General features: G+C 39.6%; 19 protein-coding genes. 13 read left to right on the top strand and 6 right to left on the bottom strand.

The window, feature by feature from the left end:
* Positions 1–9 precede the first annotated feature (9 nt).
* The 3 genes from priA to ACYVM0_RS07115 all read left to right on the top strand — a co-directional run bounded on the left by priA (position 10) and on the right by ACYVM0_RS07115 (position 4629).
* Entirely contained in the window at positions 10–2484 is a 2475-nt protein-coding gene (gene priA / locus ACYVM0_RS07125) for a primosomal protein N' (protein WP_460554602.1), read from the top strand.
* Between the two features lie 138 nt (positions 2485–2622).
* Positions 2623–3675: a UDP-N-acetylmuramate dehydrogenase gene (murB, locus tag ACYVM0_RS07120; protein ID WP_460554599.1), complete on the top strand. Its 1053-nt coding sequence runs from the start codon at positions 2623–2625 to the stop codon at positions 3673–3675.
* A gap of 69 nt (positions 3676–3744) precedes the next feature.
* The gene (locus tag ACYVM0_RS07115; RefSeq protein WP_460554596.1) at positions 3745–4629 is read left to right on the top strand and encodes a hypothetical protein; all 885 of its coding nucleotides are present in this window, start codon (positions 3745–3747) and stop codon (positions 4627–4629) included.
* A gap of 68 nt (positions 4630–4697) precedes the next feature.
* Here the strand turns inward: ACYVM0_RS07115 and ACYVM0_RS07110 are convergent, their stop codons facing one another.
* From ACYVM0_RS07110 to ACYVM0_RS07095, 4 genes are all read right to left on the bottom strand, one after another.
* A complete protein-coding gene (locus ACYVM0_RS07110) occupies positions 4698–6218 on the bottom strand; it encodes an AAA family ATPase (RefSeq protein WP_460554593.1) in 1521 nt (506 codons plus the stop codon).
* Positions 6219–7322, bottom strand: a complete 1104-nt coding sequence (locus tag ACYVM0_RS07105; RefSeq protein ID WP_460554590.1) for a hypothetical protein — start codon at positions 7320–7322, stop codon at positions 6219–6221.
* A 38-nt stretch (positions 7323–7360) separates the two neighbouring features.
* Positions 7361–8458, bottom strand: coding sequence for a vWA domain-containing protein (locus tag ACYVM0_RS07100; RefSeq protein ID WP_460554587.1), 1098 nt, complete (start codon positions 8456–8458; stop codon positions 7361–7363).
* Between the two features lie 167 nt (positions 8459–8625).
* Positions 8626–11835, bottom strand: a complete 3210-nt coding sequence (locus ACYVM0_RS07095; RefSeq protein WP_460554585.1) for a glycosyltransferase family 117 protein — start codon at positions 11833–11835, stop codon at positions 8626–8628.
* 296 nt (positions 11836–12131) lie between these two features.
* Here ACYVM0_RS07095 and ACYVM0_RS07090 point away from each other — a divergent pair, with 296 nt between their 5' ends.
* Positions 12132–13022 carry a DMT family transporter gene (locus tag ACYVM0_RS07090; RefSeq protein ID WP_460554583.1) on the top strand — a complete coding sequence of 297 codons (891 nt, stop codon included), beginning with the start codon at positions 12132–12134 and terminating at the stop codon, positions 13020–13022.
* On the opposite strand, the gene ACYVM0_RS07085 is transcribed toward ACYVM0_RS07090, so the two are convergent.
* Positions 13017–15209, bottom strand: coding sequence for a right-handed parallel beta-helix repeat-containing protein (locus ACYVM0_RS07085; protein ID WP_460554580.1), 2193 nt, complete (start codon positions 15207–15209; stop codon positions 13017–13019). The genes ACYVM0_RS07090 and ACYVM0_RS07085 overlap by 6 nt on opposite strands.
* Before the next feature lie 132 nt (positions 15210–15341).
* Here ACYVM0_RS07085 and rpmB point away from each other — a divergent pair, with 132 nt between their 5' ends.
* The 7 genes from rpmB to ACYVM0_RS07050 all read left to right on the top strand — a co-directional run bounded on the left by rpmB (position 15342) and on the right by ACYVM0_RS07050 (position 20104).
* Positions 15342–15578: a 50S ribosomal protein L28 gene (gene rpmB / locus ACYVM0_RS07080; RefSeq protein WP_430989771.1), complete on the top strand. Its 237-nt coding sequence runs from the start codon at positions 15342–15344 to the stop codon at positions 15576–15578.
* Positions 15579–15644: 66 nt separating this feature from the next.
* Positions 15645–15827: a 50S ribosomal protein L33 gene (gene rpmG / locus ACYVM0_RS07075; RefSeq protein ID WP_430989772.1), complete on the top strand. Its 183-nt coding sequence runs from the start codon at positions 15645–15647 to the stop codon at positions 15825–15827.
* Between the two features lie 76 nt (positions 15828–15903).
* A complete protein-coding gene (locus ACYVM0_RS07070; protein ID WP_430989773.1) occupies positions 15904–16074 on the top strand; it encodes a DUF4295 domain-containing protein in 171 nt (56 codons plus the stop codon).
* A gap of 238 nt (positions 16075–16312) precedes the next feature.
* Complete coding sequence (gene ftsY / locus ACYVM0_RS07065; protein ID WP_460554576.1) at positions 16313–17281, top strand: signal recognition particle-docking protein FtsY; 969 nt, start codon at positions 16313–16315, stop codon at positions 17279–17281.
* Between the two features lie 272 nt (positions 17282–17553).
* Positions 17554–17949, top strand: a complete 396-nt coding sequence (locus ACYVM0_RS07060; protein ID WP_460554574.1) for a hypothetical protein — start codon at positions 17554–17556, stop codon at positions 17947–17949.
* An 18-nt stretch (positions 17950–17967) separates the two neighbouring features.
* Positions 17968–19152, top strand: coding sequence for a hypothetical protein (locus tag ACYVM0_RS07055; RefSeq protein ID WP_460554572.1), 1185 nt, complete (start codon positions 17968–17970; stop codon positions 19150–19152).
* A gap of 31 nt (positions 19153–19183) precedes the next feature.
* Positions 19184–20104 carry a hypothetical protein gene (locus ACYVM0_RS07050; RefSeq protein ID WP_460554570.1) on the top strand — a complete coding sequence of 307 codons (921 nt, stop codon included), beginning with the start codon at positions 19184–19186 and terminating at the stop codon, positions 20102–20104.
* A gap of 95 nt (positions 20105–20199) precedes the next feature.
* On the opposite strand, the gene ACYVM0_RS07045 is transcribed toward ACYVM0_RS07050, so the two are convergent.
* On the bottom strand, positions 20200–22764 hold the full coding sequence (locus ACYVM0_RS07045) for an outer membrane beta-barrel protein (protein ID WP_460556299.1): 2565 nt from the start codon (positions 22762–22764) through the stop codon (positions 20200–20202).
* Positions 22765–23061: 297 nt separating this feature from the next.
* On the opposite strand from ACYVM0_RS07045, the gene rimO reads away from it, so the two are divergent.
* Together rimO and bshC are read left to right on the top strand one after the other, a co-directional pair.
* Complete coding sequence (rimO, locus tag ACYVM0_RS07040) at positions 23062–24369, top strand: 30S ribosomal protein S12 methylthiotransferase RimO (protein ID WP_460554568.1); 1308 nt, start codon at positions 23062–23064, stop codon at positions 24367–24369.
* A 47-nt stretch (positions 24370–24416) separates the two neighbouring features.
* On the top strand, positions 24417–26015 hold the full coding sequence (gene bshC / locus ACYVM0_RS07035) for a bacillithiol biosynthesis cysteine-adding enzyme BshC (RefSeq protein ID WP_460554566.1): 1599 nt from the start codon (positions 24417–24419) through the stop codon (positions 26013–26015).
* The last annotated feature ends 29 nt before the right edge of the window (positions 26016–26044 follow it).

The raw sequence follows: 26044 nt of genomic DNA, 5'->3' as shown, positions 1-26044 counted from the left end.
CAGCAATTTTTGGAAAACAACACTAACATATTATTTACCGAGCCATCCTCCGGTCTTTGGGCCGAAATAATTTTGCCTTTGGCATTGCCGCAAACTTATACCTACACTATCCCTGTTGCATTGGTTGATAAAGTAAAACCGGGTTGCAGGGCCGAAGTGGAACTGAAAAATAAAAAATATGCAGGGGTTGTAAAAACTATCCTTGATAAAGAACCGGCTTACAAAACCAAGCCGGTGATGAATGTACTGGATGATGAGCCTATTCTTTATCCGCAGCAATTACAACTCTGGCAATGGATGGCACAATATTATATGTGCAGCGAAGGAGAAGTGATGGCAGCAGCATTACCGGCACATTTTAAATTAAGCAGCGAAACTATTTTATTATTTAATGAAGAAGCCGGCGAGGATTTTTCTCATTTGGGCGACGAAGAATTTTTAGTAGCTGAAGCATTGCTGTTAAAAAAAGAATTGCGTTTATCTGAAGTACAGCAGATACTGGACATTAACCACGTATACCCTGTTATAAAAAGACTGATTGAAAAGAAAGTATGTATTGTGTGGGAAAGCCTGGATGAAAAGTATAAAGCCAAAAAAGAAAGTTACGTTATCCTAAACCCGGCTTTTAATAATGAAGAAGAGCTGAGTAAAAAATTAAACGACTGGAAGGGCGCTCCTAAGCAAATGGAATTATTGCTGGCCTATTTGCATTTGGAAAAATCGGCCGGTGATGTTTTACAAACTGACCTGCTAAAAAAATCCGGGGCCAGCCTTGCTCAACTAAAAGGGCTGACAGACAAAAATATTTTGTGGGTAGAGAAAAGAAGCGTGGACAGAATTAAAACCCTGCCCAGGAATGTGGAGGTAGATTTTGAATTCAGTACTGCTCAGCAGGAAGCCAGTGATGCCGTAGCCAAAAGTTTTGAGGAAAAGAATGTGTGTTTGTTGCACGGCGTTACCGGCAGTGGCAAAACACAGGTGTATGTAAAACTGATGGAGCAATATTTTAAAGCAGGCCAGCAGGTATTGTATTTATTGCCCGAGATTGCGCTTACTGCACAAATTATCCGTAGGCTGCAAAAACATTTTGGGGGCAACATTGCTATCTATCATTCTAAATTTAATGACAACGAACGAATAGAATTGTGGAATAAAATAAGAAGCGGCGAAGTGAAAATGGTATTGGGTGCAAGAAGTGCTTTATTTCTTCCGTTTAAAAATTTAGGATTGATAATAGTAGACGAAGAGCATGATGCTTCTTATAAACAACAGGACCCTTCGCCAAGGTATAATGCAAGAGATGCTGCTATTTATTATGCCGGAATATTCCGGGCGCAGGTTTTATTGGGCAGTGCCACACCTTCGGTAGAAAGTTATTTTAATGCGGTTAATAATAAGTATGCACTGGTGGAGTTGAATGAACGTTTTGGCGGTATCAATCTACCTTCAATTGAAATTGTGGATGTACGGCAGGTAGCAAAACAGGGCAAAGTGATGATCAGCCCCCAATTAAAGGAAGCCATGCAACAGGCTCTGGATGCCGACCGGCAGGTGATCTTATTTCAAAACCGGAGAGGCTATAATCCTTATTTGATCTGCGGCACCTGTGGTTTTATTCCGCAATGCGAACATTGTTCTGTATCTCTTACATTACATAAGCACAGCAATAAACTACATTGTCATTATTGCGCCAGCCAGTATCCTAAATTAATTACCTGCCCTGCATGTGGCAATAATAACTGGTTAGAGAAAAATTTTGGTACAGAAAAAATAGAAGAGCAACTGGAAGAAGACTTTCCTAAAAATAAAATAGCCAGGATGGATGTGGATAGTGTGAGGGGGAAAAAAGCACATGATAACCTGATACAATTATTTGAACAGCACCGCCTGGATATTTTGGTAGGCACACAAATGGTAGTAAAAGGATTGGATTTTGATAAAGTAAGTCTGGTGGGTATTTTAGATGCGGATGGTTTATTAAGCTTTGCCGATTTCAGGGTGAATGAAAGGGCCTTTCAATTAATGGAGCAGGTGAGTGGCAGGGCAGGAAGAAAAAATGCACAGGGTAAAGTAATAATTCAGGCCACCAATGTTAAGCATCCCGTTTTGCAACTGGTACAACAGCATGATTATAAAAAGTTGTATGAAAATGAAATTGTAAACCGTAAGGAGTTTTTCTATCCGCCTTATAGCCGCATTGTTTTATTAACTTTAAAGCATAAGGATAAAACGGTTGTTGCTAATGCGGCAGATAAGCTAGCGGCATTGTTACGGCAGGATCTGAAAGATTATATTGTTGGCCCTGCGGCACCGGTGATCATCCGCATCCGCAACCAGTATTTAATGGAAATATTAATTAAGTTGCCCAAGGAACATGGCATGAGCATGACCTATAAAAAAGTGATCCGCAACCATATTAATTTATTGGGCGGAGAAAAAAGTTATAAGAGTGTGCACGTGATAGCAGATGTGGATACAAATTAACGAAGCGTAAAAACAACCCCGTCAGCGGTTACAAACCCCGTCAGCGGTTGCAGACCCTGACGGCGGTTGCAAACCCTGACGGCAGTTGCAAACCCCGGCGACAGTTGTATAAAAACCGGGCCAAAAATAAAAATACAAATGCAGATACAACCCAACATCTCACTAAAAAAATACAATACATTCGGCATAGATGTAATGGCAAAATATTTTGCTTCGTTTGATTCAACTGATTCATTAGGGCAATTATTGCAGTACGATGATGCCAGGGCTGCTACCCAAAAAAACCGGGTGCCCCTGCTAATTCTTGGAGGTGGTAGTAATATGCTTTTTACTAAAAATTTTGATGGCATTGTTTTAAAGAATGAGATCAAAGGAATTGATATTATTAATGCAGATGATGATTATGTTTACATAAAGGCAGGAGCGGGGGAGCACTGGCACCGGTTTGTATTGCATTGCATCAATAATAATTTAGCCGGAGTTGAAAATCTCTCTCTTATACCAGGTAATGTTGGGGCAAGTCCTATGCAGAATATAGGTGCTTATGGCGTGGAGATAAAAGACGTATTTCATTCTTTAGAAGCATTTCACCTGCAAGAAAAAAAAATGGTCACCTTCAGTTTGGATGATTGTGCTTTCGGTTACAGGGAAAGTGTATTCAAGAAAAAATATAAAAACCAGTTTGTAATTACAAGTGTAACCTACAAGCTCAGTAAAAAGCCTGTCTTTAATACATCGTATGGTGCAATAGAACAGGAATTGGAAAAAATGGGGATACAGGAATTGAGTATTAAAGCTATTTCAGATGCAGTTATCAATATCCGCACTTCTAAATTACCCGACCCTGCACAAATTGGAAATGCCGGAAGTTTTTTTAAAAATCCTGAAGTAAGTAGCCACCAATTTCAACAATTAACTCAAATGTATCCGTCCGTTGTTGGTTACCATCTTCCCAATGGTAATGTTAAGCTTGCTGCAGGCTGGCTGATAGAACAATGCGGCCCCGGCGAATCTGTGAGCTGGAAAGGTTACCGCAGCGGTGATGCAGGCTGCCATGCAAAACAGGCCCTTGTATTGGTAAATTACGGTAATGCAAAGGGCGATGAGATTTTTGCATTGAGCGAAGCCATTATCAAAAGCGTATTCCAAAAATTTGGTGTGGAGCTGGAAAGAGAAGTTAATATTATTTAACATTTCCTGAAGGCAGCAGGTTTTGAATTAATAGCCTCTTTGTTAATTCATAACCCTAAAACATACTATATGAAGAAAGTACTTTTTTTGATCGCCTTATTGATCTCCTTTACACAACTGTTAAAAGCACAGGATAAAATCTATCGTAAAAACGGCAAAATAGTAGAAGCCAAAGTTTTGGAAATTGGCGCTGCTGAAGTGAAGTACAAAGAATTTAGTAATCCTGACGGCCCCATCTACGTTTTAGAAACTGACCGCATTAAAAAAATCATTTTTGAAAATGGCAAAATACTCACTTTTGAAGATAACTTCAGAGACGTAGAATCTTATGAAGGACAAGCAAAGAAAGCCATCAAGATCAACTTCTTTTCTCCCCTGTATGGCTACACTGAATTCGGGTACGAAAAAAACCTGGGCGTTGGTAAAAGTTTTGAACTATCACTGGGCTTTATCGGTTTAGGTAAAACCGAACAATTGTCTTATTATAATTCGCAGTTGCAAAATGTAAAGCGCAACCAGGCCGGTGCTTTTGTTTCTGGCGGATATAAGTTTGGAAAATTACCCGATTTTATTCTTTTCGGCAGATCAAGGATGTCGCATTTAATGCAGGGTACTTATGTTAAACCTATCATTTACTTTGGCCATTATTCTGAAAATATGGTAACAGAAAAAGCCAATAACCTATATGAAGTAGGAAAGCAGCAGGTAACTTTTGGCGCCTTGCAGATTGAAGTGGGCAGGCAATGGGTATTAGGCAACAAACTGGTGCTGGACATTTATGAAGGACTTGGCTATGGTTTTGATAATAAAAAAGATGCTTACCAGTACCTGAATACAAGCACCTACTCTAACTATAATGATGAAGCTGCCTACAACTATGTGAATGCCAGGGCAGGCAGAAGCCCGTCTATATCTTTTACATTTGGTGTTAAACTGGGTTTGCTGATCAAATAAAAATAGCACCATACTAAAAAGCCCCCGGCAAAATGTGCCGGGGGCTTTTTAGTATGCAGAAAAATCATTTAATTAAAATCATCCTCGTTAAAATCTTCTTCGCTGAAATGCTGGCTGCCTATATTCAGCATACTGCCCATCAGATCTTTAAATTCAATTTTTCCTTCCAGCACTTTTTTGCTGATGAGTGAATGGGCAGCAAGGCCATGCAGTACAAATTCCATCAGTAAAGCATTTTCTTTTTCATTGGCAGCTTTAAAATATTTTTTCACCAATGCATGCAGGCCATCTACCTTGTACAGTAGTTGTACTTTATCTTCATCTTTTGTTTCAAAGAAATTATTTAATGAATTACCGGCATCAAACCAGCGTGTGATGGATTTATAAGGTGTGTCTTCCGGTGTTAGTTCTTTGCCTCTTTTCTTTTTTAATGTATCCGGGTTAGGAAAGTACAAACCAAATTGTGTACGAATGGATTTCTCCAGTAAATTAAAAGCTACCTGGTAAGGGCCTTCCTGTTCGCCTTCATACACCAGTTCAATTTTACCTGTAATGGAAGGAATGATGCCTATAAGGTCGCTCAGCCATACCTGTGTTTCCTTTTCGCCATTAATGATTGCCCTGCGCTCTGCGGCACTCACTGCGTTCTCATAAGCACTGATGGTAAGCCTTGCGCTTACACCACTTTTTTTATCTACCAGTTCGCTTCCCCTTGCTTCAAAAGCCACTTGTTCAATCAAACGTTTTATAAGGTCACTTACTTTTACCCTTTGTGATTGTTCATCACTGATACCTGCTTCCTGCTCAGTAATGGCCAATGATGTTTCAATGCTTTTGGGGTAGTGGGTGAGTATCTGGCTTTCAATACGATCCTTTAATGGTGTTACAATACTTCCACGATTGGTATAATCTTCTGGATTCGCTGTAAACACAAACATCACATCAAGCGGTAAACGCAGTTTAAAACCACGTATCTGCAGGTCGCCTTCTTCTAAAATATTAAACAGCGATACCTGTATCCTTGCCTGCAGATCGGGTAATTCATTGATCACAAAAATGCTGCGGTTGCTTCTTGGTATGATACCGTAGTGCAGTACGCCTTCATCAGCAAAACTTAATTTAAGGTTAGCTGCTTTTATGGGATCAATATCACCAATAAGATCGGCCACACTTACATCGGGGGTAGCTAATTTTTCGCCATAGCGTTGTGTTTTATGCAGCCAGGCGATTGGTGTAGCATCTCCTTTTTCTGCAATAAGATCTGTGGCATATTTTGAAATGGGCTTTAAAGGATCGTCATTGATCTCACTGCCTGCAACTACAGGAATATATTCATCCAGCAATTCGATCATCTGCCTGGCCATACGTGTTTTAGCCTGCCCACGTAAGCCCAGGAACAAAATATTGTGTTGCGATAGCAATGCTCTTTCTGTATCAGGAATTACTGAATCTTCGTAACCTAATATACCAGGAAAAGGATTTTCTTTTGCTTTAATTTTTGTGATCAGGTTATCACGGATCTCCTGCTTAATGCTTTTTGAAACGTAGCCGCTTTTCTTTAACTCGCCGAGTGTTTTGATGTTGTTCATTTATTTAGTTGTAAAGTTTTTAATACATTTAATTTCAGATGCAGTAATATCCATTTCTGCAGACTGCTTTGCCGGTATCTTTGCCAGAATTATTTCATCTAAAACATCAACCGCCGTCTTAAAGCTTCCGCCTGCTTCTTGCTTAATGATGATCATCAGTTCTTTTACAGGCGTGTTTCTTTTTTCATTAATCAATAACGAGTGCAATTGTTGCAGGCTTGTTTTTTTGATGCCACTGCAATCTGTACCATGGTAATAAAATATTGCACCAGTTGAGGAAAGCACCAGTGTAAGTGTCTTATTTGTAATAGGTATGGGTGTCTCCTGTTCCTGTTTTTTTAATGGGGCAAGAGCGTTCTCATCAGTAGTTACAATTTTAAATTTATAAATATCTTTAGCTCTTAGTGCGTCCTTTATTATTTTAAATTGAGCGTATTTTGCAGATACCGGCCCTCTTATTATAATTTGTCCATCACTCAGCGTTATTTTATTTTTCTGTTCAACAGTATTTATTGCAGCTATTAATTTTTCTTTACCAGGTTGATCAATGAGTATTAGATTTCTATTCATATCGGTAGAATCATAGCTATAATATACCGATCCATCCGGATTTAAAATAAACTGAAAAAAGGGACTCTCATCTTTGGTTGAACTAATCGTTGGCGTAACAACTACCACGGCCGGTGGAGGAGGTGGTGGCCTTAGGTTTGATAACATATCAATTACAGAAACATCATTAAAATAATTATTTTCTACCGAATCTGTATTGCTGATCGTGAATTCAATATTATTGCTGATCAAAAGAGATTTTACATTCATAACCCGCTCTCCGAGATTACCATCGCCGCAATTGCCACCAAATGGTTTAAATAAAACTTTTTTATTTTCTTTTGTTATATCGTACAGCATCTTATTTACAAAAACAGAATCATTGCTCTTGCTGGCCTGTATGGCTTTAGCATTAAATGTTTCTCCTTCACAATAAAAAATACTATCGCAGCCGGCAATATAAATATTCACTGTCATCTTTGCCTGCTGTGCCGTGTTTTGTGCACATGCTGCAATAGAAAAAAGTATGGTAAAAGCTACAAGTAATTTCATCATGCTTTGGCAAATTATTTATGCAGTCCATAGTGTGTACATTAATACACCGTCTTCCGCTTCCCGCTTTCAAAATCTTTAAATATAAAGGAACCCAGTTTATCTAGCCCTGCAAAAAAGGCTTTGCCATTATTGCATTCAGTAAACTCCTGTACAAATTTTTGCAGGTAAGGGTCCGTTGCTATCATAAATGTGGTAATGGGAATTTTTAGCTTTTTACATTGCGTAGCCAAACTCATGCAACGGTTTAAAATCTTCCGGTCTACACCAAAACTGTTTTTATAATAACGGGCACCTACTTTTAAACAGGTGGGCTTACCATCGGTGATCATAAAGATCTGTTTATTAGGATTCCTTCTTCTGCGTAAGAGGTCCATCGCTAATTCCAGGCCTGCAACGGTGTTGGTATGATAAGGCCCCACTTGCAAATACGGCAGGTCTTTTATCTCGATCGTCCAGGCATCATTACCAAATACCACAATATCCAAAGTATCCTTCGGATATTTTGTTTTGATCAGTTCACTCAATGCCATCGCCACTTTTTTTGCCGGTGTAATCCTGTCTTCCCCATACAATATCATGCTGTGAGAAATATCGATCATCAATACTGTGGAGGTCTGCGATTTAAAATCCGTTTCCCTTATCTCCAGGTCATCTTCATGCATTTTAAAACTATCAATACCATGATTGATCTGCGCATTGCGGATAGAACTGGTAAAATCGATTTGTTCCATCGTATCCCCAAACTGGAAAGGCCTGGTTTCGGGATTGATCTCATCGCCACCGCCCGGCTTAAAAGTATTGTGGTTGCCTTGTTTGGTTTTCTTCAGCTTACCAAAAATTTCTTCCAGGCTTTTTTTACGGATGCTTTGCTCTGTCTTTGAAGTAATATGTATCTCTCCGTTTTCTTTCTTCTCATCAATATAGCCTTTGTCTTTAAGGTCTTCTAAAAAATCGCCGATGCCATAATCGTTATTGGTGAGTTTGTATTCTTTATCCAGCTCATTCATCCATTGCATGGCTTCATTAAAATCGCCGTTGGTATAGGTGAGCAGTTGTAAAAAAAGATCCAGCAATTTCTCAAAAGGAGATTTGCTTTGTTCGTTGGGATCGTATTTGGAAAAGTGGAAGCCTAACATATAAGTTATTAATTAAAAGTACAGAGTGCAATGTAAAGCTGTTGTAACAGTTTTAAACTGTTTTATACCTACTAAATTACGAAACATTTGAGTGAAGCGTTTGGTTCATTTGTTAAATAAAAAATCCTCCGGAGTATTTCCGGAGGAGTATCATTGCAGTTGATATTTTATTTTTTCTTTTTCTGCGTGTCTGCTGCAGCTTTGGCATTTGGTGCTACTGGTTTCACCTCAATCGAGCCGGGAATATCACCAGCCGGAGGCTGTACAGGCCTTGGGTTCTTAATCTGCATCATCATCATTTGCATCTGCTGCACACTCTGCATTTCAGATACCATGTTTTCCTGCTTGCTATCCGGTAGTTCATTTAAATAGGCTGCCGTCTGGTCAAGGTCTGTCTTAACACTCTTATATATTTTAGCGGCCAATACCGTGTCATCAGCTTTATAGGCGGCCTGCATCATCAGCAAAGAAAAATAGTTATGCTGCTGGCCCCTGCTTACCATACCATAAGGGAAATTTTCATCCAGCATCATCTGGTCGCATTTATTCAGCATGTTTCTTGCTTTCTCTTTTCCTTCCGGACCATTATCGGCAAGACTGCTGGCAGCCTGTGCATACGCCAGGCGGATACTGTTCAGGTGCCTGCGGTTCTCTTCATCAAAATATACACCCATTACATTGGCATTACCAAACTGGAATTTCTTCATCATTTTATCGTATACCCAGTCATTATTTACCGGGCTGTTTAAAACCGGTACAAAACGATAAGTAAGTCCATCCTGGCGGATATACCTGTCAATGCCAATATCGCCGGCACGTTCCGAAGTAAAGTATATCGGGCGTTTCCATTTATTAGCTGCAATAATGTTTAAAACAGCGGCATCATTTTTAAAGATCATATTCTTCGGTATGTCAAATACTACTTCCGATACCACGCTGTCGTTTGCATTTACTGTTCCGTTTTGTTTTACAAAATTCACGTCAACAGGTACAGATACCTTCCTGGTTGGATAAATGTTAAGGATATCTCCATCTGTTCCTCTTTCAACTTTGCTGGGGTCGTCGCTGCCCGCAAAATCCTTCATCATTGTGTACAGGTCCATAGCCTGGTTGGCATCTAATTTATTAGCACCGGATCTTTTTTTGTAATCGTTAAGCATAGCGGCGTTATTACCATAAATCCTTTCAGGTGCATAAATAACATCCCTGTTAGAACCCTCAATTTGCTTAGCTGTCCATATCGGGTCAATAGGGTCGCTTTCATTTACTTTGTAACGAAGCTGATTAATATACCAATCGGTACCCAGTAAGCTGGAGTTGATAACCCGTATATCCCTTCTGATGCCTTCTACTTCCTGTGCATACCAGAGCGGGTAGGTATCATTATCGCCAAAAGAAATTACAATGGCATTTTTATCACAACTTTCCAGGTAATCAATGGCAAGATCTCTCGCCAGGGTCTTGTGGCTGCGGTCATGGTCATCCCATTCCTGGCTGGCCATTATAACTGGTACGGCTAACGTACATAAGCCTGCAGCAACATAACCTGCAGTTGCCGGCGCTTTAATAAATTTTCCAAACAGGTCTTTTACATATAAAACACCCAGGCCAATCCATATGGCAAAAGCATAGAAAGAACCTACAAATGCATAATCCCTTTCACGGGGCTGGTTACCAGCCTGGTTTAAATAAAACACAATGGCGGCACCGGTTAATAAAAACAACAGGCCCACTATAAAGGCATCTCTTTTATCTTTTTTAACCTGGTAAACAAAACCCAGCAAACCCAATATCAGTGGCAATGCATACAGGTTATTATTGGCTTTGTTTTTCTTTAAACTGTCGGGCATGGTATTCTGGTCTCCCAATCTTAACCTGTCCCAAATGCCAATACCCGTTTTCCAGTTACCATCACGTACGTTACCCATGTATACGCCCTGTAAATCGTTTTGTTTACCGGCAAAATTCCACATAAAATAACGCAGGTACATCCAGCCTAACTGGTAGCTGAATGCAAAGCCGATGTTTTCGGCCATGGTAGGCTTCGCATCTTCTTCTGAACCATTACGCATGTATTTACCGTTGGGGCCTCTTTTAAAAGTGCCATTGGCATTTTGATCCAGTCCCATCCATCCGGCATAATAATCAGCATGCCCCTGGTCATTGCTCTGGTCCCACATGCGTGGAAACAGGTGCATATCCTCAGCGGCATAAGTGTATTCTATTTTTCTGCCGTTCTTTTCGTACCGGCCATTACTTTTAATATAGGTTTCTGTTATCTTACTGTCCGAAGGAGAGGCTGTAAAATCCTGTCCGTATAAAATAGGCCAGTCGCCATATTGTTCACGGCTTAAATAGCCCACCAGGTTTACCGGGTTATCAACATTATACATATCTACAGATGGATCTGCATTACTGCGTACCATGGTAGTAAAATAAGATGAGAAGCAACCCAGTACCATAAAGGCAGAACTCCATAACCCCAGTTTTAAAAAATTCCAGTTTTTAGCTTTGGCAATGCGCAGGCCTGCATATATTAAAACCGCAAGCAGCACAAAGAAAAAGGCAAAGCCCGAAAAGAATGGCAGGCCAAAACTGTTTACAAAAAGGATATCGAAATTTCCGGCACCTTTAATGGTCCATTGTATAACCGCTTTTTGTATAAAACCTGTAATGATACAGGCGGTTAAAAATGCCCAGAATACGCCCCAGTTGGTTACTTTATAACGTTTGTAATAGTACACCATTACAATTGCAGGAATAGTTAATATCATCAGTAAATGCACACCTACGCCTAATCCCACCAAATAAAATAATACAATGATCCAGCGGTCGGCCCTGGTAAAGTGGCCCCTGATGCCTTGTGCTTCTTCCTCATCAACACTTTGCTCCCATTTAAGGATGGCCCAGAATACAATAGCAGTAAAGAATGAAGACATGGCATAAACCTCGCCTTCCACAGCACTGTACCAGAAAGAATCAGAAAAAGTATAGGCCAAAGCGCCAACCACACCGGCAGCCATTACAGCAAATATCTTTTCGGTAGTTAGTTCTGCGCCGTTTTTAGTAACTATTTTACGGCCAAAATGGGTGATACTCCAAAACAGGAATAATATAGTGAAACCACTTGCCAGTGCGCTCATCAGGTTAATGCCTGTAGCTGCATGGTGTGGGCCGAAAGGAGACATGAATATACGGCCGATCAGCGCAAAAAGCGGAGCTCCCGGCGGATGCGGAATTTGTAGTTTATAGGCACTGGATGCAAATTCACCGCAATCCCAAAGGCTGCCGGTAGCTTCCATCGTCATAATATACACAGCACAAGCAATGATGCAAACCAGCCAGCCGGTAATGTTGTTAATACGTTTAAAACTCATATAGTTATTGGTTATAAGTTGGCAAATATAATATGTTTACCGTTTAGAGTTTTACCGTTAACCAATATTTATAGATTTTCGGTGTTATTTATATTGGTAATAATAAGTAATGCAGCATAAAACAGTGGCCGGTAGTAGTATAACATAGCTTTTATACGGAGTAATGCCGGCTTTGCTGCGGCTTTGTTACGACGTTGCTACGGCTGTAGTACCCACCTTTACAGTCAATACTATTAAAAAGCATTACAAAAGTATTGCTATATCAGAAAGAAGGGTATACCCTTATCTTTGGGTTAATGAAGAAAGCCCTCATTCAATTGCACATCGCTGTTTTTTTAGCTGGCTTTACCGCCATACTGGGTAAATTAATACACCTTAATGAGGGATTATTGGTGTGGTACCGGCTTTTAATAACCGTGGTTACGCTATTTGCCATCATGATGTATAAGAAGCAATTGGTAAAAATTTCTGCAACAGATGCGTTGAAGTTTTTAGGTGTAGGTGCCATTGTTGCTATTCATTGGATAACATTTTACGGCAGCATCAATTATGCCAATGCATCGCTGGCATTGGTTTGTTTTAGTGCTACGGGCTTTTTTACGTCTTTGCTGGAGCCGCTGATTTTAAGAAAGCAGGTTGTAGTAATTGAAGTGCTGCTGGGGTTGCTTACCATTGCAGGCATCTATATCATTTTTGATTTTCACCCGCAATATAAACTGGGCATTGCATTAGGGATAATAGCGGCATTGGGCAGTGCCTTGTTCCCCATCTTCAATAAAGAATTTACAAAAAGATTTGCGCCGCAAACCATTACATTGTACGAAATGGGCGGCGGCCTGATTGCAGCAACATTGCTGGTACCGTTGTATAACCTGGAATTTCCGGCTGCCTATTACTGGCCTACGGCAAGCGACTGGGTATGTTTGCTGATACTGGGATGGTTTTGCACGGTACTTAGTTTCAATCTGCAATTGAATGCACTTAAAAAAATATCGGCCTTCACGGCCAATCTCACTTATAATTTAGAACCGGTGTATGGCATCATTATGGCATTTGTTTTTTTTAAAGAAAATAAATCACTGCATTACCAGTTTTATATTGGTGTGGGCCTGATATTACTGGCCGTGATATTACAGATGTACCGTGTCTATCACCAGACTAAAAATTATAAGACTCCTGCTTTATAAAGGCTTCAGTGAAAATATTAGTGTGGCGTAACCGGAATTTTCTACCTGTTCAATCCTGATCTCGTGTTTGCCGTTGAGCGAAACAATAGCACTATGGTGTGCGTCTTCATCATTCACATATTTTGCAGCATCCCAAAAATCGATGACTAATTTACCATCGATAAAAACTTTTACGAGGTCATCAGCTGTTACACCAATCCTGTATTTTCCTTTTTTTACGTTGACGGTAGTGGTAGCAACAGTAGCAAAACTATCAGCCGGTAATTGTTTGCCAATAGCACCCCACCAGGTATAATTTATTTGTTTTGCGGTTTCAGTTTTAACAGGTGTGCCTGTTGTAATAAAATCCTTAAATACTTTATAATCTTTATTGGGATTATGTGCCGCATCCCAGCTAAACCAATTTACATTCCAGTTCATAACCGGCTTGTAATCCCTGAAAGTAAATGTGTAAGGATTTGTTGCGGTTTGTAGTTTACCAAATTGGTCTTTAAATGCAGGGCCTGTGTATTCCATTATTATCTGAACATCATCGCCGGTTTTTTGTGCAGTTATTTCTGCAGGAAAAATGCCACTGTTTATTGAAATACCGCTTACATCATTGGTGTTCTTTATTTTCCACTTGCCACCGGGCCCCAGTACATCAAAATGATAAATAGTATTACTGTCAATTTTTTTTAAGAACAGGATAGGGTAGTGGAAATCGTAAGGTCCCCATTCGGTGATGTAGATGTTTTTGCGGCCGGGGAGGAATTCGTTTGGAAGCTGGTCGGAAATTTTTAGTTTCGTCATAAGAGCTGCATCAACATGAGTAATTCTTTGATGTCCAAAATCAGCATCTTCATTTGGGCCATTAGCATAAGAGGAAATATTACTGTTAGTTGGTTCTTTTAAGTAGCCGGAATAATCTCCGGAATCTATATTATTCTTACAAAGTCGAAGACTGTCTGTGTTTTTTATATTAAAGACAGTGGTACTGTTTTTAAACTCATTATTACAAATTTCATAAACCCTGCTTGCAGTATTGTTCTTTTTTGGGAAACCCCAATCAGATGGTTCTTCTTTTTTAGCCCAAAGTTTTATAGCGGTTTTATTACCGTCAAAATGGTTTTGATTTATATAAATATTGTTGCCGTGTTCAATTGATATGGCGGTGGTATTTTTTGCGAATATGTTGCCGCCAATTCTTGACCTAAAACTATAGCCACCCCAGATACCATTATCGCATTCAATGATCCTGTTGTCAATTATATAATTCCTGCTGAAGGTAACTTCTACACCGTTAGTAGGGGCGTAGGAAAAATCGTTACTGTACAAATCATTTCCATTGCACCCGCCTTCTCCTGTATCCATGGTAGTTTGCCCGGCCCATAAAAAAAATCCATCGCCACCATGGGTTACACTGTTATAGGCAAATGCATTATCGTTACATTGTTCAAACACCAGGATACCTGCGCTATCCTGCCCACGGTTGTAGATACCATGGCTGTAACCACGAACATTAAAGTTTAATTTATTATGCAAAATTTTATTGCGGCTGCTGCGGTACATGCCAATGCCAATACCGGAGTTAAAAGAAAAATCATTGTCGTTGATCAGGCCATCATTGCAGCGCATCAGCATCAATGCACATTGACCGCCGGTGATAGTATTATGCTGAATAGTAGCGTTATTGCAATCTTTTAAATACATACCGGCACCATAACGCAGCCATTCATCATTCTCGTTGTGGTGGTAGCTCATCCAGTCGCTCACATCTTCGCTCAGCCAGGTGCTTTGCAATTGCTGGCGGTAATTATAACTGAAATCGCAGTATTCGATTGTTAAGTTTTTGCAGCCATTGGCCATCAGCGCCACTTTATAACCCGAGACGTGTGCATTTTTAATAGTGATATTATTGCCTTTTACCAGTATCGCCTGACCGTAAAATTCGTTGGGGTAGGCTTTGTCATTGCTTCCATGAAGCTCTGCGTTATTAAAATCCACCGTAATATTATCGCCTTCAATGATGATGACTGGACTTTTAAGGGAATCGCTGCCATTTAAAAGATAGCGGGCCTTTTTTATTTGTACCGAGGTTTTTATGATCATTCCTTTTTGCAGGGCGATGGGTGGTGCGGCCATAACACCACTGAAAATCAGGCAGCTTGCTATTGTCAGCAGTAAGGTTGGTATCTTTGTATTCATGGCTTAAAGGTAGATTATTAACAGTTTTGAAGCACTTGTGGGTATTTTTAGGGCTAAAATCAAAAATTAATCTGATTTAAGTGTCGGAAATCCATTTTAAATCTTACCTTTGCCGTCCAAAAAATTAGTACAATGGCTAGAGTATGTCAGGTTACAGGAAAGAAGCCGATTACCGGAAATAAGGTTTCGCATTCTAACATTAAAACAAAACGCAGGTTTTTACCTAACCTGCAAACCAAGCGTTATTTTCTTGCAGAAGAAGATAAATGGGTTGTTTTAAAAGTATCTTCCGAAGCAATCAGAACCATTAATAAAAATGGTTTGATGAGCGTAGTTAAAGGATTACGTGCTGCTGGAGAAAAAATCTAAACGTCAATCTGTTAATAGTTAATCCGGATAAACGAATTAACCAGTTAACTAATAAACAATACAACAATGGCAAAGAAAGGCAACAGGGTGCAGGTTATTTTAGAATGTACCGAGCATAAAACAAGTGGTAAACCAGGCACAAGCCGTTACATTACTACTAAAAACAAAAAGAACACACCTGAAAGAATGGAGTTGAAGAAATTCAACCCGATTCTTAAGAAAGTTACTGTTCACAAAGAAATTAAATAATAACGTTGATTTGTGTAAAAGTTAACCTGGTAAAACAGGTAAACCAATAAACTAATTAACCAATAAACAAAATACAATGGCAAAAGCAGCATCAAAGAACGCTAAGATCAAAGATACCAAAGCGGCAGCAGACGCAAAGAACTGGACTAAAGTGATACGTACTGTACGTAGCCCTAAAACAGGTGCCTACACTTTTAAAGAGCAGATCGTTCACAAAGACAAGATCAAAGATTTTTTAGCTAACTAAGATCTTCTTGCGTACAATAAAATATTTTAAAGCTTCCCCATTACCGGGAGGCTTTCTTTATTTACAAGAATTGGCCACAAAGAATCTGGCCACAGATTACACAGATTAATACGGATTATTTTATTCCATTGTATCTATCCGTGCAAATCCAGGTAATCCGTGGCTAACCCTAAATAAGCCACAGGCTTAATTTAAAAGCTTTAATTTTACAGCGGATAATAATTAATCATCAACATTTATGGGACTTTTTGATAAACTCTTTGGTAAAAAACAACAGCAGGAAAGTTTAGAGCAGGGATTACAAAAAACCCGGGAAGGCTTTTTCAGTAAAATAACCAAAGCCATTGCCGGTAAAAGTACCGTTGATACCGAAGTACTGGACGACCTGGAAGATGCATTGGTAAGTGCGGATGTGGGTATTGAAACCACGGTGAAAATTATTGACCAGATTGAAAAGCGTGTGGCTAAGGATAAGTACCTGAATACATCTGAGCTTAACCGCATCCTTAAAGAAGAAATCCAGAATATTTTAGTTACTGCCCCGCAGGATACCAATTACGAAGATTATGAATTACCGGCAGGGCATAAACCCCATATCATTTTAGTAGTGGGTGTAAATGGCGTTGGCAAAACCACCACCATTGGTAAACTGGCGCATAATTTTTCCAAGGCAGGTAAATCCGTATTGCTTGGCGCTGCAGACACTTTCAGAGCGGCAGCAGTTGACCAGTTAACCATCTGGAGCGAAAGAACCGGTGTGGATATTGTAAAAAAAGAAATGGGCAGCGATCCTGCATCAGTAGCATTTGATACTGTAAAAAGCGGCGTTGCAAAAAATGTGGATGTGATCATTATTGATACCGCAGGCCGGCTGCATAATAAAGCTCATTTAATGGATGAGCTCACCAAAATAAAAAGGGTGATACAAAAAGTTATTCCTGATGCGCCACACGAAGTGATGCTGGTGCTGGATGGCAGTACCGGGCAAAATGCATTGGAACAAGCCAAACATTTTACTGCAGCAACAGATGTTACGGCGCTTGCGATCACCAAATTAGATGGTACGGCAAAAGGTGGTGTGGTATTGGCCATTGCCAGCCAGTTTAAAATTCCTGTAAAATTTATTGGTGTGGGCGAAAAGGCGCAAGACCTTTTGGTTTTTAATAAACAATTGTTTGTTGATGGCCTTTTTAATCCCGGCGCATAAATCTTTCTTTAAAAATTATACTTATTTACTTGCATTTGTAAAATGAACGCATTACGTTTGTTTTAAATTTCATTCCTTAGAGAACCTACTCTTCAGCATTAGTTAATCTACTATTTTTTACCGGCAACATGTAATACCTGCAACAGGTACAGGTAAAAATACGTGGGTATTTCTGGAACAGATATATTATCATGCAAAGCAAATTAATTTTCCAGGTTTTTTGAAAAGTGTCATCATCAAAGGACCTGCATACCTTTTAACTGATAATGATTATGGCAATTAAAAAAAAGAAGGCCCAAAAAAAAGTGCCTGCAAAAAAAAGTGACAGCACCGTAAAGCCTTTACTGAGAGGAGCCGCCGCGGCAGCAATTGCTGATGTTGCCACACCTGTAGCAGGCAAACCGGCTACAGTTACAGTAACTTTTACAGCCGGTATAGGCAACCTTACAGCAACATTATTTAAACATTTAACCGGGGCAATAATCGGGCACGATAGTGTAAATACCAGTGGCACTATCATCTTCAACAATGCCAGTACAGGAGATGCTATTTCTGTTAATGGTGCCTGCACCGGTGCTGTAGTTATTAATGTAGATGTAAGTACAGATCCTGTTACGCCGGTAAAATTTTCTGCCGGCAATATCAATTTTGGCTTCGATATCCTGTAATTATTAATTGTAAAAAATATGCCGCAGCTAAAAAAAATATGGGTACCCGTTATATTTATTTTTGTTTGTAATGTATGTACAGGCCAGCAATTAAAACCCTTTACGCCACTCACCGCCGACTCACTTGCTACCGGCAATTATAAAGATGTGCTGAGTAGTTTTTTTCAGCTGGCGTTTAATAATCTTACCGGTGCCAAAAAAGAATTGAAGTTTACATCAAACCCCTTTGCCGTAATGGCAAAAATGAACCCGGCGCTAATGGTGGACACGAATTATTACAAGTACAGAAATTTACGAAAACTCAACTTCTCTTTTGCAGGAAGACTGGATACCTCTTACCGGTTCAATGGATTTACATCATCCGTAAATTATGCCATCATTAATAAAAGGGATATCACTGTATCGAGAGCTTTTCTTACATCGGCCTATAACAGCAATGGTGAATTTAACAGGCTCAACGATTCCTTCAACGGGTATATCGCTACTATTGCTGATGCGGATGAAAAAAAGAAGATGAGAAAAATTTATACTTCCATTTTTACAGATTCCAGTACCGTAAATTTTGATGATCTTGATACAAGTGCGCAGCACCTTATCATCAGGCTGGCAAAGCAATCCAATGCCAATCATTTTTTAAACCTTATACAACTTGATCCGTCCACAAATATCCGTGCGGCTTCTCAACAAAGTTTCGACAGCCTTAAAAAAATATTTCAGAATAAATTATTGTGGACGGCCGGTATAGCAGATACCACTTACCAGGATCAATTCATGTTTTCTAATATTGTAATTTCCTCCCAGCTTTTAAAAGGAATAATTGACCCCGGCAGGGCCAGCAATGTAGAACTGAATATAAGAACAAATGTAAATTTTGCAGATGATACCGCTACAGCCGGCAGGGATTTAAAACGCAGCATTTTTACTTTTGAACCCGGACTTAACTGGGTATTGAAATCGAAATTTAACCAGCAATCTTTAGTGGAATTTCAATTCAGCGGCAGCTATAACCATATTTTTAAAGGTATTTACTCCAACGAAAAAAAAGACAACCTCACTTTTAATGGTATAGTAAGGGTAAGAATTATGAATGACATCTGGATACCGCTTGAAATTAAATATGATCCGGGGAACGGAAATGTTCTTGGTTTTATGAATGTGAAAGCCAACTTTAATGCATTATCAAAAGCTATGAAAAGCTTGTAGGTAAATAGTAACATATAAAATTTAACAGGGTATGCCAACAGATTTAAGCCCACGTATAAAAGCCATTCAAAAAATAATTGGTGTTGCAGCTACCGGCGAGTATGATGTTGCGACGATTGACCGCCTGGTAAGCATTATGCAGTTGCTGCCTGGTGATGACAGCATGCAGGCAAAAAAGCAAGCCATACAAAAAAAGTTAGGTTTCAGTGGTACAAAGATAGATACCATTTTTGGCGTAAATACCACTACAAGACTGGAGTTTTTTGTAAGCAGTGCTTTACCTGCTATACCACCGGGGGCATCAATGATCGTTTCAAAAAAAGGGCTTGACCTTATTATTCAAAGTGAAGTTTCAGGCGAAGCAGCTTATAACCTGAAATATAAAAATCCTATCTGGCCTAAGAGTGAAAGCGGTATTACTATTGGTATCGGTTATGACCTGGGTTTTGAAACTGCAGCAGGCATACAAAGCGATTGGGCAGACTTTTTAAGTATAACAGAGATCAATACACTACAATCGGTGGCAGGGTTAAAAGGGCTTGCCGCAAGAGATGCGCTGGCAAATAATGTGGGCGGTATCAGGTCGATATCAATACCCTACGAAGCGGCAAAAGCAGTTTTTTATATGAACTCAATGCCCGGTTATGCAAGATCCACAAGAGCTGTTTATCCCGGTGTGGCCGCATTGCCTCCCGATGCACAGGCGGCCTTACTTTCGGTTGTATATAACCGTGGTGCAGGTTTAAACGGAGAGAGAAGAAGGGAGATGAAAAATATTGTAGCACTTGTTGCCAGCGAAGACCTGGAGGGTATAGCTGCAGAAATAAGATCGATGAAACGTTTATGGACAACACCTGATACAAGAGGCCTTGTTACCAGGCGAGAAAAGGAAGCGGTATTGGTAGAAAATGCCTCCTTCTTTTTTAATCCCGGGGATATTATAATTGTATAAAGGAGAAACCGGGTTCAATAACAACACAAGCATGATTATTTAAAAAGCCGCTCCTGTACAGAAGCGGCTTTATTATAATTAAAACAAACAAAATCTTAATTGCCTCCCACACCCATTCCGCCACTGCTTTGCTGCGAACGTTTGTTTTCTTCTTCAATAGCTTCCTTACGCTGGCGGGCAGCTTTTACCTGGCTGTTACCAAAACGGTAGCTGAAGTTTAATTTAAACTGGCGGCTTTCCCAATGTGCCAGTACATCACTGTGTTGTCCTGTATAATCCAATGATCCTTTAAAACGCAATAGTTTAAACATGTCGCTTACAGAGGCTTTAAGGTTACCCATACCTTTGAAGATGGTTTTTTGTATACCACCATCTATACTGTACAGCCCACGGGCTTTAATGGTACCCTGGTAAATTGCAGGGGAATTGTAGAAACCACTTAATTCTGCTTTATACCCTTTACCTAAATTGAAAGAGTTTTGCATAAAGAAACTTACGGCTACCACATCTAAATTTATCTTACGGTCTCCGCCATCATAATCTGCTTTGTATTTGGAATAATAACTGTTTACATTAGCAAAGAAGCTGTACCATTTCTTCTGGAAAGGATAGCTTACATTAAGGCTTACAATATCCTGTGTAGCAAGGTTCTTTTTAGTGAGAAAACTTTTTGAACCCAGTGTATCCGGTATCTGTGCAAAAATATCTTTAACATGGCTGTAGTTTAAACCAGTGTTCAGCCTGTATTTGTAGGTATAGGTGAAACCTACGCTATTGGTATACTGCGGCCTCAATTGTGTATTACCCTTCATGTAAGTATAGTCATTGATCTTAAATTCAAACGGATTAAGGTCCTGGTAAACAGGCCTGTCTATACGGCGGCTGAAAGTAAAACCAAATTGTTTCATCGGGTTTTTGTTGAACGTAATGGCACCACTTGGGAAGAAGTCGGTGTAACTTCTTTTTACAGTGGTATCAAGCGGTACATACACCGGTGTTGTAAATTGAGGCGCTACATTTTTAAACCCGGTTGTTCTTCCTTCGGAAGTAGTATTCTCGGCACGTAAACCAACCTGTATAAAAAATCCTTTGTAGGCCTTATTAAAATTTACATACGCTGCATTGATATTTTCGTTGTAGCGGAAACGATTGCTGGAAGCGGTATCATATACTTCTGTGTTATTGTTGAAGATGTTCCAGCGGGCAAAATCATTATCGGTATTTACAATACCTACCTTTCCGCCATAGCCCAGGCGGCCTTTTTTAAAGTTTTGTTCATAATCACCTTTTATAGCAAAAATCCCGATGTCGGTAGGTGATACCGTGCGGTAAATATTGCTGTTGAGCTTTACATTGGTAGCACCATCATAATAATCGTTGGGCTGGTACTGGTGTGTACGTAAATTAAAGAAACCATAATCTGCATCAAGATTCAATTCGGAACCACCGGTAACTGCATAACGATAGTTTAAGTTAAAGTTCATGTTACTGCGTGTGGTGGCATTATCACCATTGGCCAGTAATAAGCGGCTAAGCGTATTTGTTGGCTTGTAAATGATCTTCATCGGGCCTTCTGTAATAATATCACTGGCCGAAACATTACCGTTAACAACAACACCGAAGGTGCTTTTTTTGTTGATGAAGAAATCCACACCTGTTTTAAAATTATGACCGTATTTATTGTTTTGGGTGATCCTGCTCTTCTGATCAAAAATGGTATCTTTTTGTGTCCTGTATATACTGAAGTTGCTTTCATTTAAACCCTGGTTATAGTTGTAATTACCAAACAGGTTCATTTTTTTATTACGGTGGTTAAGTGCTATTCCCCCATTGTATTTGGCATAAGTGCCAATGTTGTAGCCTGCGTTCACATTACCGTTGGTACCAATGGTTTTGTCTTTCTTTAATTTGATATTGATAATACCTGCATTTCCTGCTGCTTCATATTTTGCAGAAGGGTTAGTGATCAGTTCTATTGATTCGATCTGCGAAGATTGCAATGATTTTAAATACGCAGCAAGGTCTGCACCTGAAAGCGGGCTTGGCTTGCCATCAATATAGATCTGCACACCATTTTTACCGGAAAGGGTGATATTATCGTCTTTATCCACAATAACCCCCGGAGATTTACGCAATAATTCCAATGCATCATTACCAACGGCATTGATAGTACCTTCTACGTTAACGATCATTTTATCTGCCCTTACTTCAACCATTGGTTTCTGGCTGGTAACGGTTACGCCCTGCAGGCTTTTTTCTGCAGGTTTTAATGTAACGGAGGGAGCTGTAGCTGTTTCGCCATCCGTAACTTCAAAGGCAGGTGAACTGGCTTTTTGCATGCCGGCGGCTGTAGCCCTGATAAAATACTTACCCGCCTTAACAGCAGGCATTTCGTACGTACCGCTATTGCTGGTAACTGCGGTTTTTGCCAGGCTGGAATCTTTGGCATTGTGTAAGGTTACCGTTGCGGCAGCTACGGCATTGCCGGTAGCATCTTTAACCTGGCCGGTAATTTTTGTTGCATTCTGGGCCTTAATCTGAAAGGCCGATAATAGGATTACGGCTGCAATAAGCAGTAGTTTTTGTTTCATGGCAATATACTTTAATGTTTCGCCGCAAATGTAGTTTTTATCAATTGTAATTAAATTGTCATACTGCATCAAACGGCTTTTTTTAGTGATGAATGGTTAATGAAAACTGTTACGCGTAAAAGATTTATAACACAAATTTATTGTTACGTTTTACAGCAGGAAAGTAACATTAGGCCACTATCGCTAAAATGTCGGTGAATAGCAGGCTGTGATAGGTAAGCCGCATGAGGGCATGGGTTTATACGTATAAATAGTGATCTTTAAGTCCTAAACACAATAATAGCCCTGGCCCAACCCCGTGCCTGAATAGTAAGTTTTTCAAACCTCCCTTCATCAACTTTCTTCTTACCTTTGCCCACATTAATTATGAAGACAAAAACTATAAAGAAGGATAAGGTAAACATCATTACGCTGGGGTGCAGTAAGAATATGGTGGACAGCGAAGTACTTAGCGGCCAGCTGATTGCCAATGAAATTGATGTGGTACATGAGAATGCGAAAAAGGACCATAACATTGTAATTGTAAATACCTGTGGCTTTATTGAAAAAGCAAAGGAAGAAAGCATCAATACCATTTTAGACCAGGTGGAGTTAAAGAAAAAAGGCAAGCTGGATAAAGTGTATGTTACGGGCTGCCTGAGTGAGCGCTACAAAAATAATTTAGAAGAGGAGATACCCGAAGTGGATGCATTTTTTGGTACCATGGAATTGCAGGGCATGCTGAAACAATTTAATGCCGATTACAAAGCCGATCTAATTGGTGAACGGTTACTGTATACACCACAGCATTATGCGTATATGAAGATCAGTGAAGGTTGCAACCGCACTTGTTCATTCTGCGCTATTCCTTTAATGAGAGGGCAACATGTAAGCCGGCCGATTGAATCATTGGTGGATGAAGCCAAACGTTTGGTAGACCGTGGTGTAAAAGAAGTAATGCTGATTGCACAGGAGCTTACCTATTACGGTTTGGATATTTATAAGAAAAGAGAATTGCCAAAATTGTTACATGCGCTTGCGGATGTAAAAGGGTTGGAGTGGATACGTTTACACTATGCCTATCCTTCAAAATTTCCGTTGGAAATAATTGATGCGATAAAAGAAAGAGAGAATATTTGTAATTACATCGATATGCCATTGCAACATGCTGCCAATAATATGCTGAAAGCAATGAAACGACAGATTACAAGAGAAGAAATGGAAGACCTTGTAGGCGCTATCAGAAATAAGCTGCCTGATATTTGCTTACGCACAACATTGATAGCAGGTTTTCCCGGTGAAACGAGAGATGATGTGGAAGAATTAAAAATGTTCCTGCAAAAAATGCGTTTCGACAGGGTGGGTATTTTTACATACAGCCATGAGGAAGGAACCAGTGCCCATGATTTAATTGATGACGTACCTGCAGAAGAAAAAGAAGAAAGGGCGCAGGAAATAATGGAAGTGCAGCAGGAGATTTCTTTAGAAAAGAACCAGGAAAAAGTAGGTAAGACCTTTAAGGTGTTGATTGATAAAAAAGAAGCAGGTCGTTATCTGGGCCGTACCGAATTTGATAGTGTGGAAGTGGATAATGAAGTAATTATAGAAAGTAAAAAGAAACTGATCATCGGCGATTTTGTGAATGTGAAAATAACAAAGGCTTATGATTATGATATTGAGGGAGAGGTGGTGTAAATAGTATTGAAACGTTTGTATTTTGAACTTTGAATTTAAAGTGTACAATGAATTTTTCAGCCCGGAATATACCTTATCAGTCTACTGGTTTTTTTAGTAAGCTTGTGAGTGATTATGTTGATCAGTCACAACAACTACAGCCGTTTCTTTCTTTTGCCCCAACTACAGAGGGGATAAAAAAAGCTATTGAAGAAAGAAAAAAATATCCCACCAACAGAAAAGCATTAGTTGATGTACTGACAAAACAGTACGCTACTATTGCAACCACTGAAAAAGTAAAAGCCAATATTACTGCGCTGCTTGCAGATACTACGTTTACCATCACTACGGCGCACCAACCCAATATCTTTACCGGTCATTTGTATTTTGTGTACAAAATTTTACACACGGTAAAACTGGCCGAAACATTTAAAAAACAATTACCCGAAAATAATTTTGTGCCGGTATATTATATGGGCAGTGAAGATGCTGACCTGGATGAGCTGGGGCATGTATTTGTGAACGGAGAAAAATACGAATGGCAAACCAGTCAGACCGGAGCCGTGGGCAGAATGAAAGTAGATAAGGCCCTGATCAAACTAATTGATGGTATTGCGGGGCAGGTTTTGATTCATCCTTTTGGCGCAGCAATTATTGATACCATGAAAGCCTGTTACAAAGAAGGCATAACGATTGAACAGGCTACGTTTAAATTAGTGAACGAACTCTTTAAAGATTATGGTGTGCTGGTTGTGTTACCGGATGACGCTGCATTAAAATCGCTGTTCATTCCTGTAGTAGAAAAAGAATTGAACGAAGCGTTTTCTCATACAGCAGTTGCAGCAACTGTAGCTGCATTTCCACCTGCATATAAGGTGCAGGCAAGTGGCAGGGAACTGAATTTATTTTATTTAAAGGATGACCGGAGAGACAGGATAGAAGCGGAAGGAGGAATATATAAGGTACATGATACCGCAATTGCTTTTTCAAAAGAAGAAGTATTTGAAGAATTACATCAGCATCCTGAACGTTTCAGTGCCAATGTAATTTTGCGCCCAGTTTTCCAGGAATTGATATTGCCCAATATTGCATTTATCGGCGGTGGAGGTGAAATTGCTTACTGGCTGGAGTTAAAAAAAGTTTTTGAAGCGGTGAACGTGCCATATCCTGTTTTAGTGCTTCGCAATTCTTTCATGATCGTGGAAAAAGAGCAGGTTGTAAAAAGTAAAAATTTGGGGTTTGTCATTCCTGATCTATTTAAAGACGAACTGGAATTACTGAACAGTTTTGTAAAAAGAGAAAGCGATCTGCAACTGAGCCTGGATACCGAAAAACAATTTTTACATGCTGCCTACGAAAAATTAAAACTTGTTTCCGGCGCCGTGGATGTAACACTGGCCAAACATACCGAAGCATTGCAGGTACAGGCCCTTAAAAAAATTGCCGCTTTAGAAAAGAAAATGCTGAGAGCCGAAAAGAAAAAGTTTGAAGCACAGCAACGCCAGTTGCATAAATTGAAAACGGCCTTATTTCCCAATAATAATTTACAGGAACGTATTGAAAACCTGGCACCATTTTATGCTAAATGGGGCCCAGATTTTATCAGGATGCTTTATGCAAATTCTTTAGCACTGGAACAGGCGTTTGTAATACTGGAAGAAGTATAAGCCACTATTATTTTGTTTTAACATTGTTT

It is taken from the genome of Ferruginibacter profundus, assembly GCF_054783275.1.
Note: the sequence above shows the minus strand (reverse complement) of the source record. Positions and strands in the feature narration are given on the sequence as shown.

Bases quoted from the DNA above. Each gene is read 5' to 3' on its own strand.
- murB (WP_460554599.1), top strand. From the start codon at position 2,623: ATGCAGATACAACCCAACATCTCACTAAAAAAATACAATACATTCGGC.
- ACYVM0_RS07115 (WP_460554596.1), top strand. From the start codon at position 3,745: ATGAAGAAAGTACTTTTTTTGATCGCCTTATTGATCTCCTTTACACAA.
- ACYVM0_RS07110 (WP_460554593.1), bottom strand. From the start codon at position 6,218: ATGAACAACATCAAAACACTCGGCGAGTTAAAGAAAAGCGGCTACGTT.
- ACYVM0_RS07105 (WP_460554590.1), bottom strand. From the start codon at position 7,322: ATGATGAAATTACTTGTAGCTTTTACCATACTTTTTTCTATTGCAGCA.
- ACYVM0_RS07100 (WP_460554587.1), bottom strand. From the start codon at position 8,458: ATGTTAGGCTTCCACTTTTCCAAATACGATCCCAACGAACAAAGCAAA.
- ACYVM0_RS07095 (WP_460554585.1), bottom strand. From the start codon at position 11,835: ATGAGTTTTAAACGTATTAACAACATTACCGGCTGGCTGGTTTGCATC.
- ACYVM0_RS07090 (WP_460554583.1), top strand. From the start codon at position 12,132: ATGAAGAAAGCCCTCATTCAATTGCACATCGCTGTTTTTTTAGCTGGC.
- ACYVM0_RS07085 (WP_460554580.1), bottom strand. From the start codon at position 15,209: ATGAATACAAAGATACCAACCTTACTGCTGACAATAGCAAGCTGCCTG.
- rpmB (WP_430989771.1), top strand. From the start codon at position 15,342: ATGGCTAGAGTATGTCAGGTTACAGGAAAGAAGCCGATTACCGGAAAT.
- rpmG (WP_430989772.1), top strand. From the start codon at position 15,645: ATGGCAAAGAAAGGCAACAGGGTGCAGGTTATTTTAGAATGTACCGAG.
- ACYVM0_RS07070 (WP_430989773.1), top strand. From the start codon at position 15,904: ATGGCAAAAGCAGCATCAAAGAACGCTAAGATCAAAGATACCAAAGCG.
- ftsY (WP_460554576.1), top strand. From the start codon at position 16,313: ATGGGACTTTTTGATAAACTCTTTGGTAAAAAACAACAGCAGGAAAGT.
- ACYVM0_RS07060 (WP_460554574.1), top strand. From the start codon at position 17,554: ATGGCAATTAAAAAAAAGAAGGCCCAAAAAAAAGTGCCTGCAAAAAAA.
- ACYVM0_RS07055 (WP_460554572.1), top strand. From the start codon at position 17,968: ATGCCGCAGCTAAAAAAAATATGGGTACCCGTTATATTTATTTTTGTT.
- ACYVM0_RS07050 (WP_460554570.1), top strand. From the start codon at position 19,184: ATGCCAACAGATTTAAGCCCACGTATAAAAGCCATTCAAAAAATAATT.
- ACYVM0_RS07045 (WP_460556299.1), bottom strand. From the start codon at position 22,764: ATGCAGTATGACAATTTAATTACAATTGATAAAAACTACATTTGCGGC.
- rimO (WP_460554568.1), top strand. From the start codon at position 23,062: ATGAAGACAAAAACTATAAAGAAGGATAAGGTAAACATCATTACGCTG.
- bshC (WP_460554566.1), top strand. From the start codon at position 24,417: ATGAATTTTTCAGCCCGGAATATACCTTATCAGTCTACTGGTTTTTTT.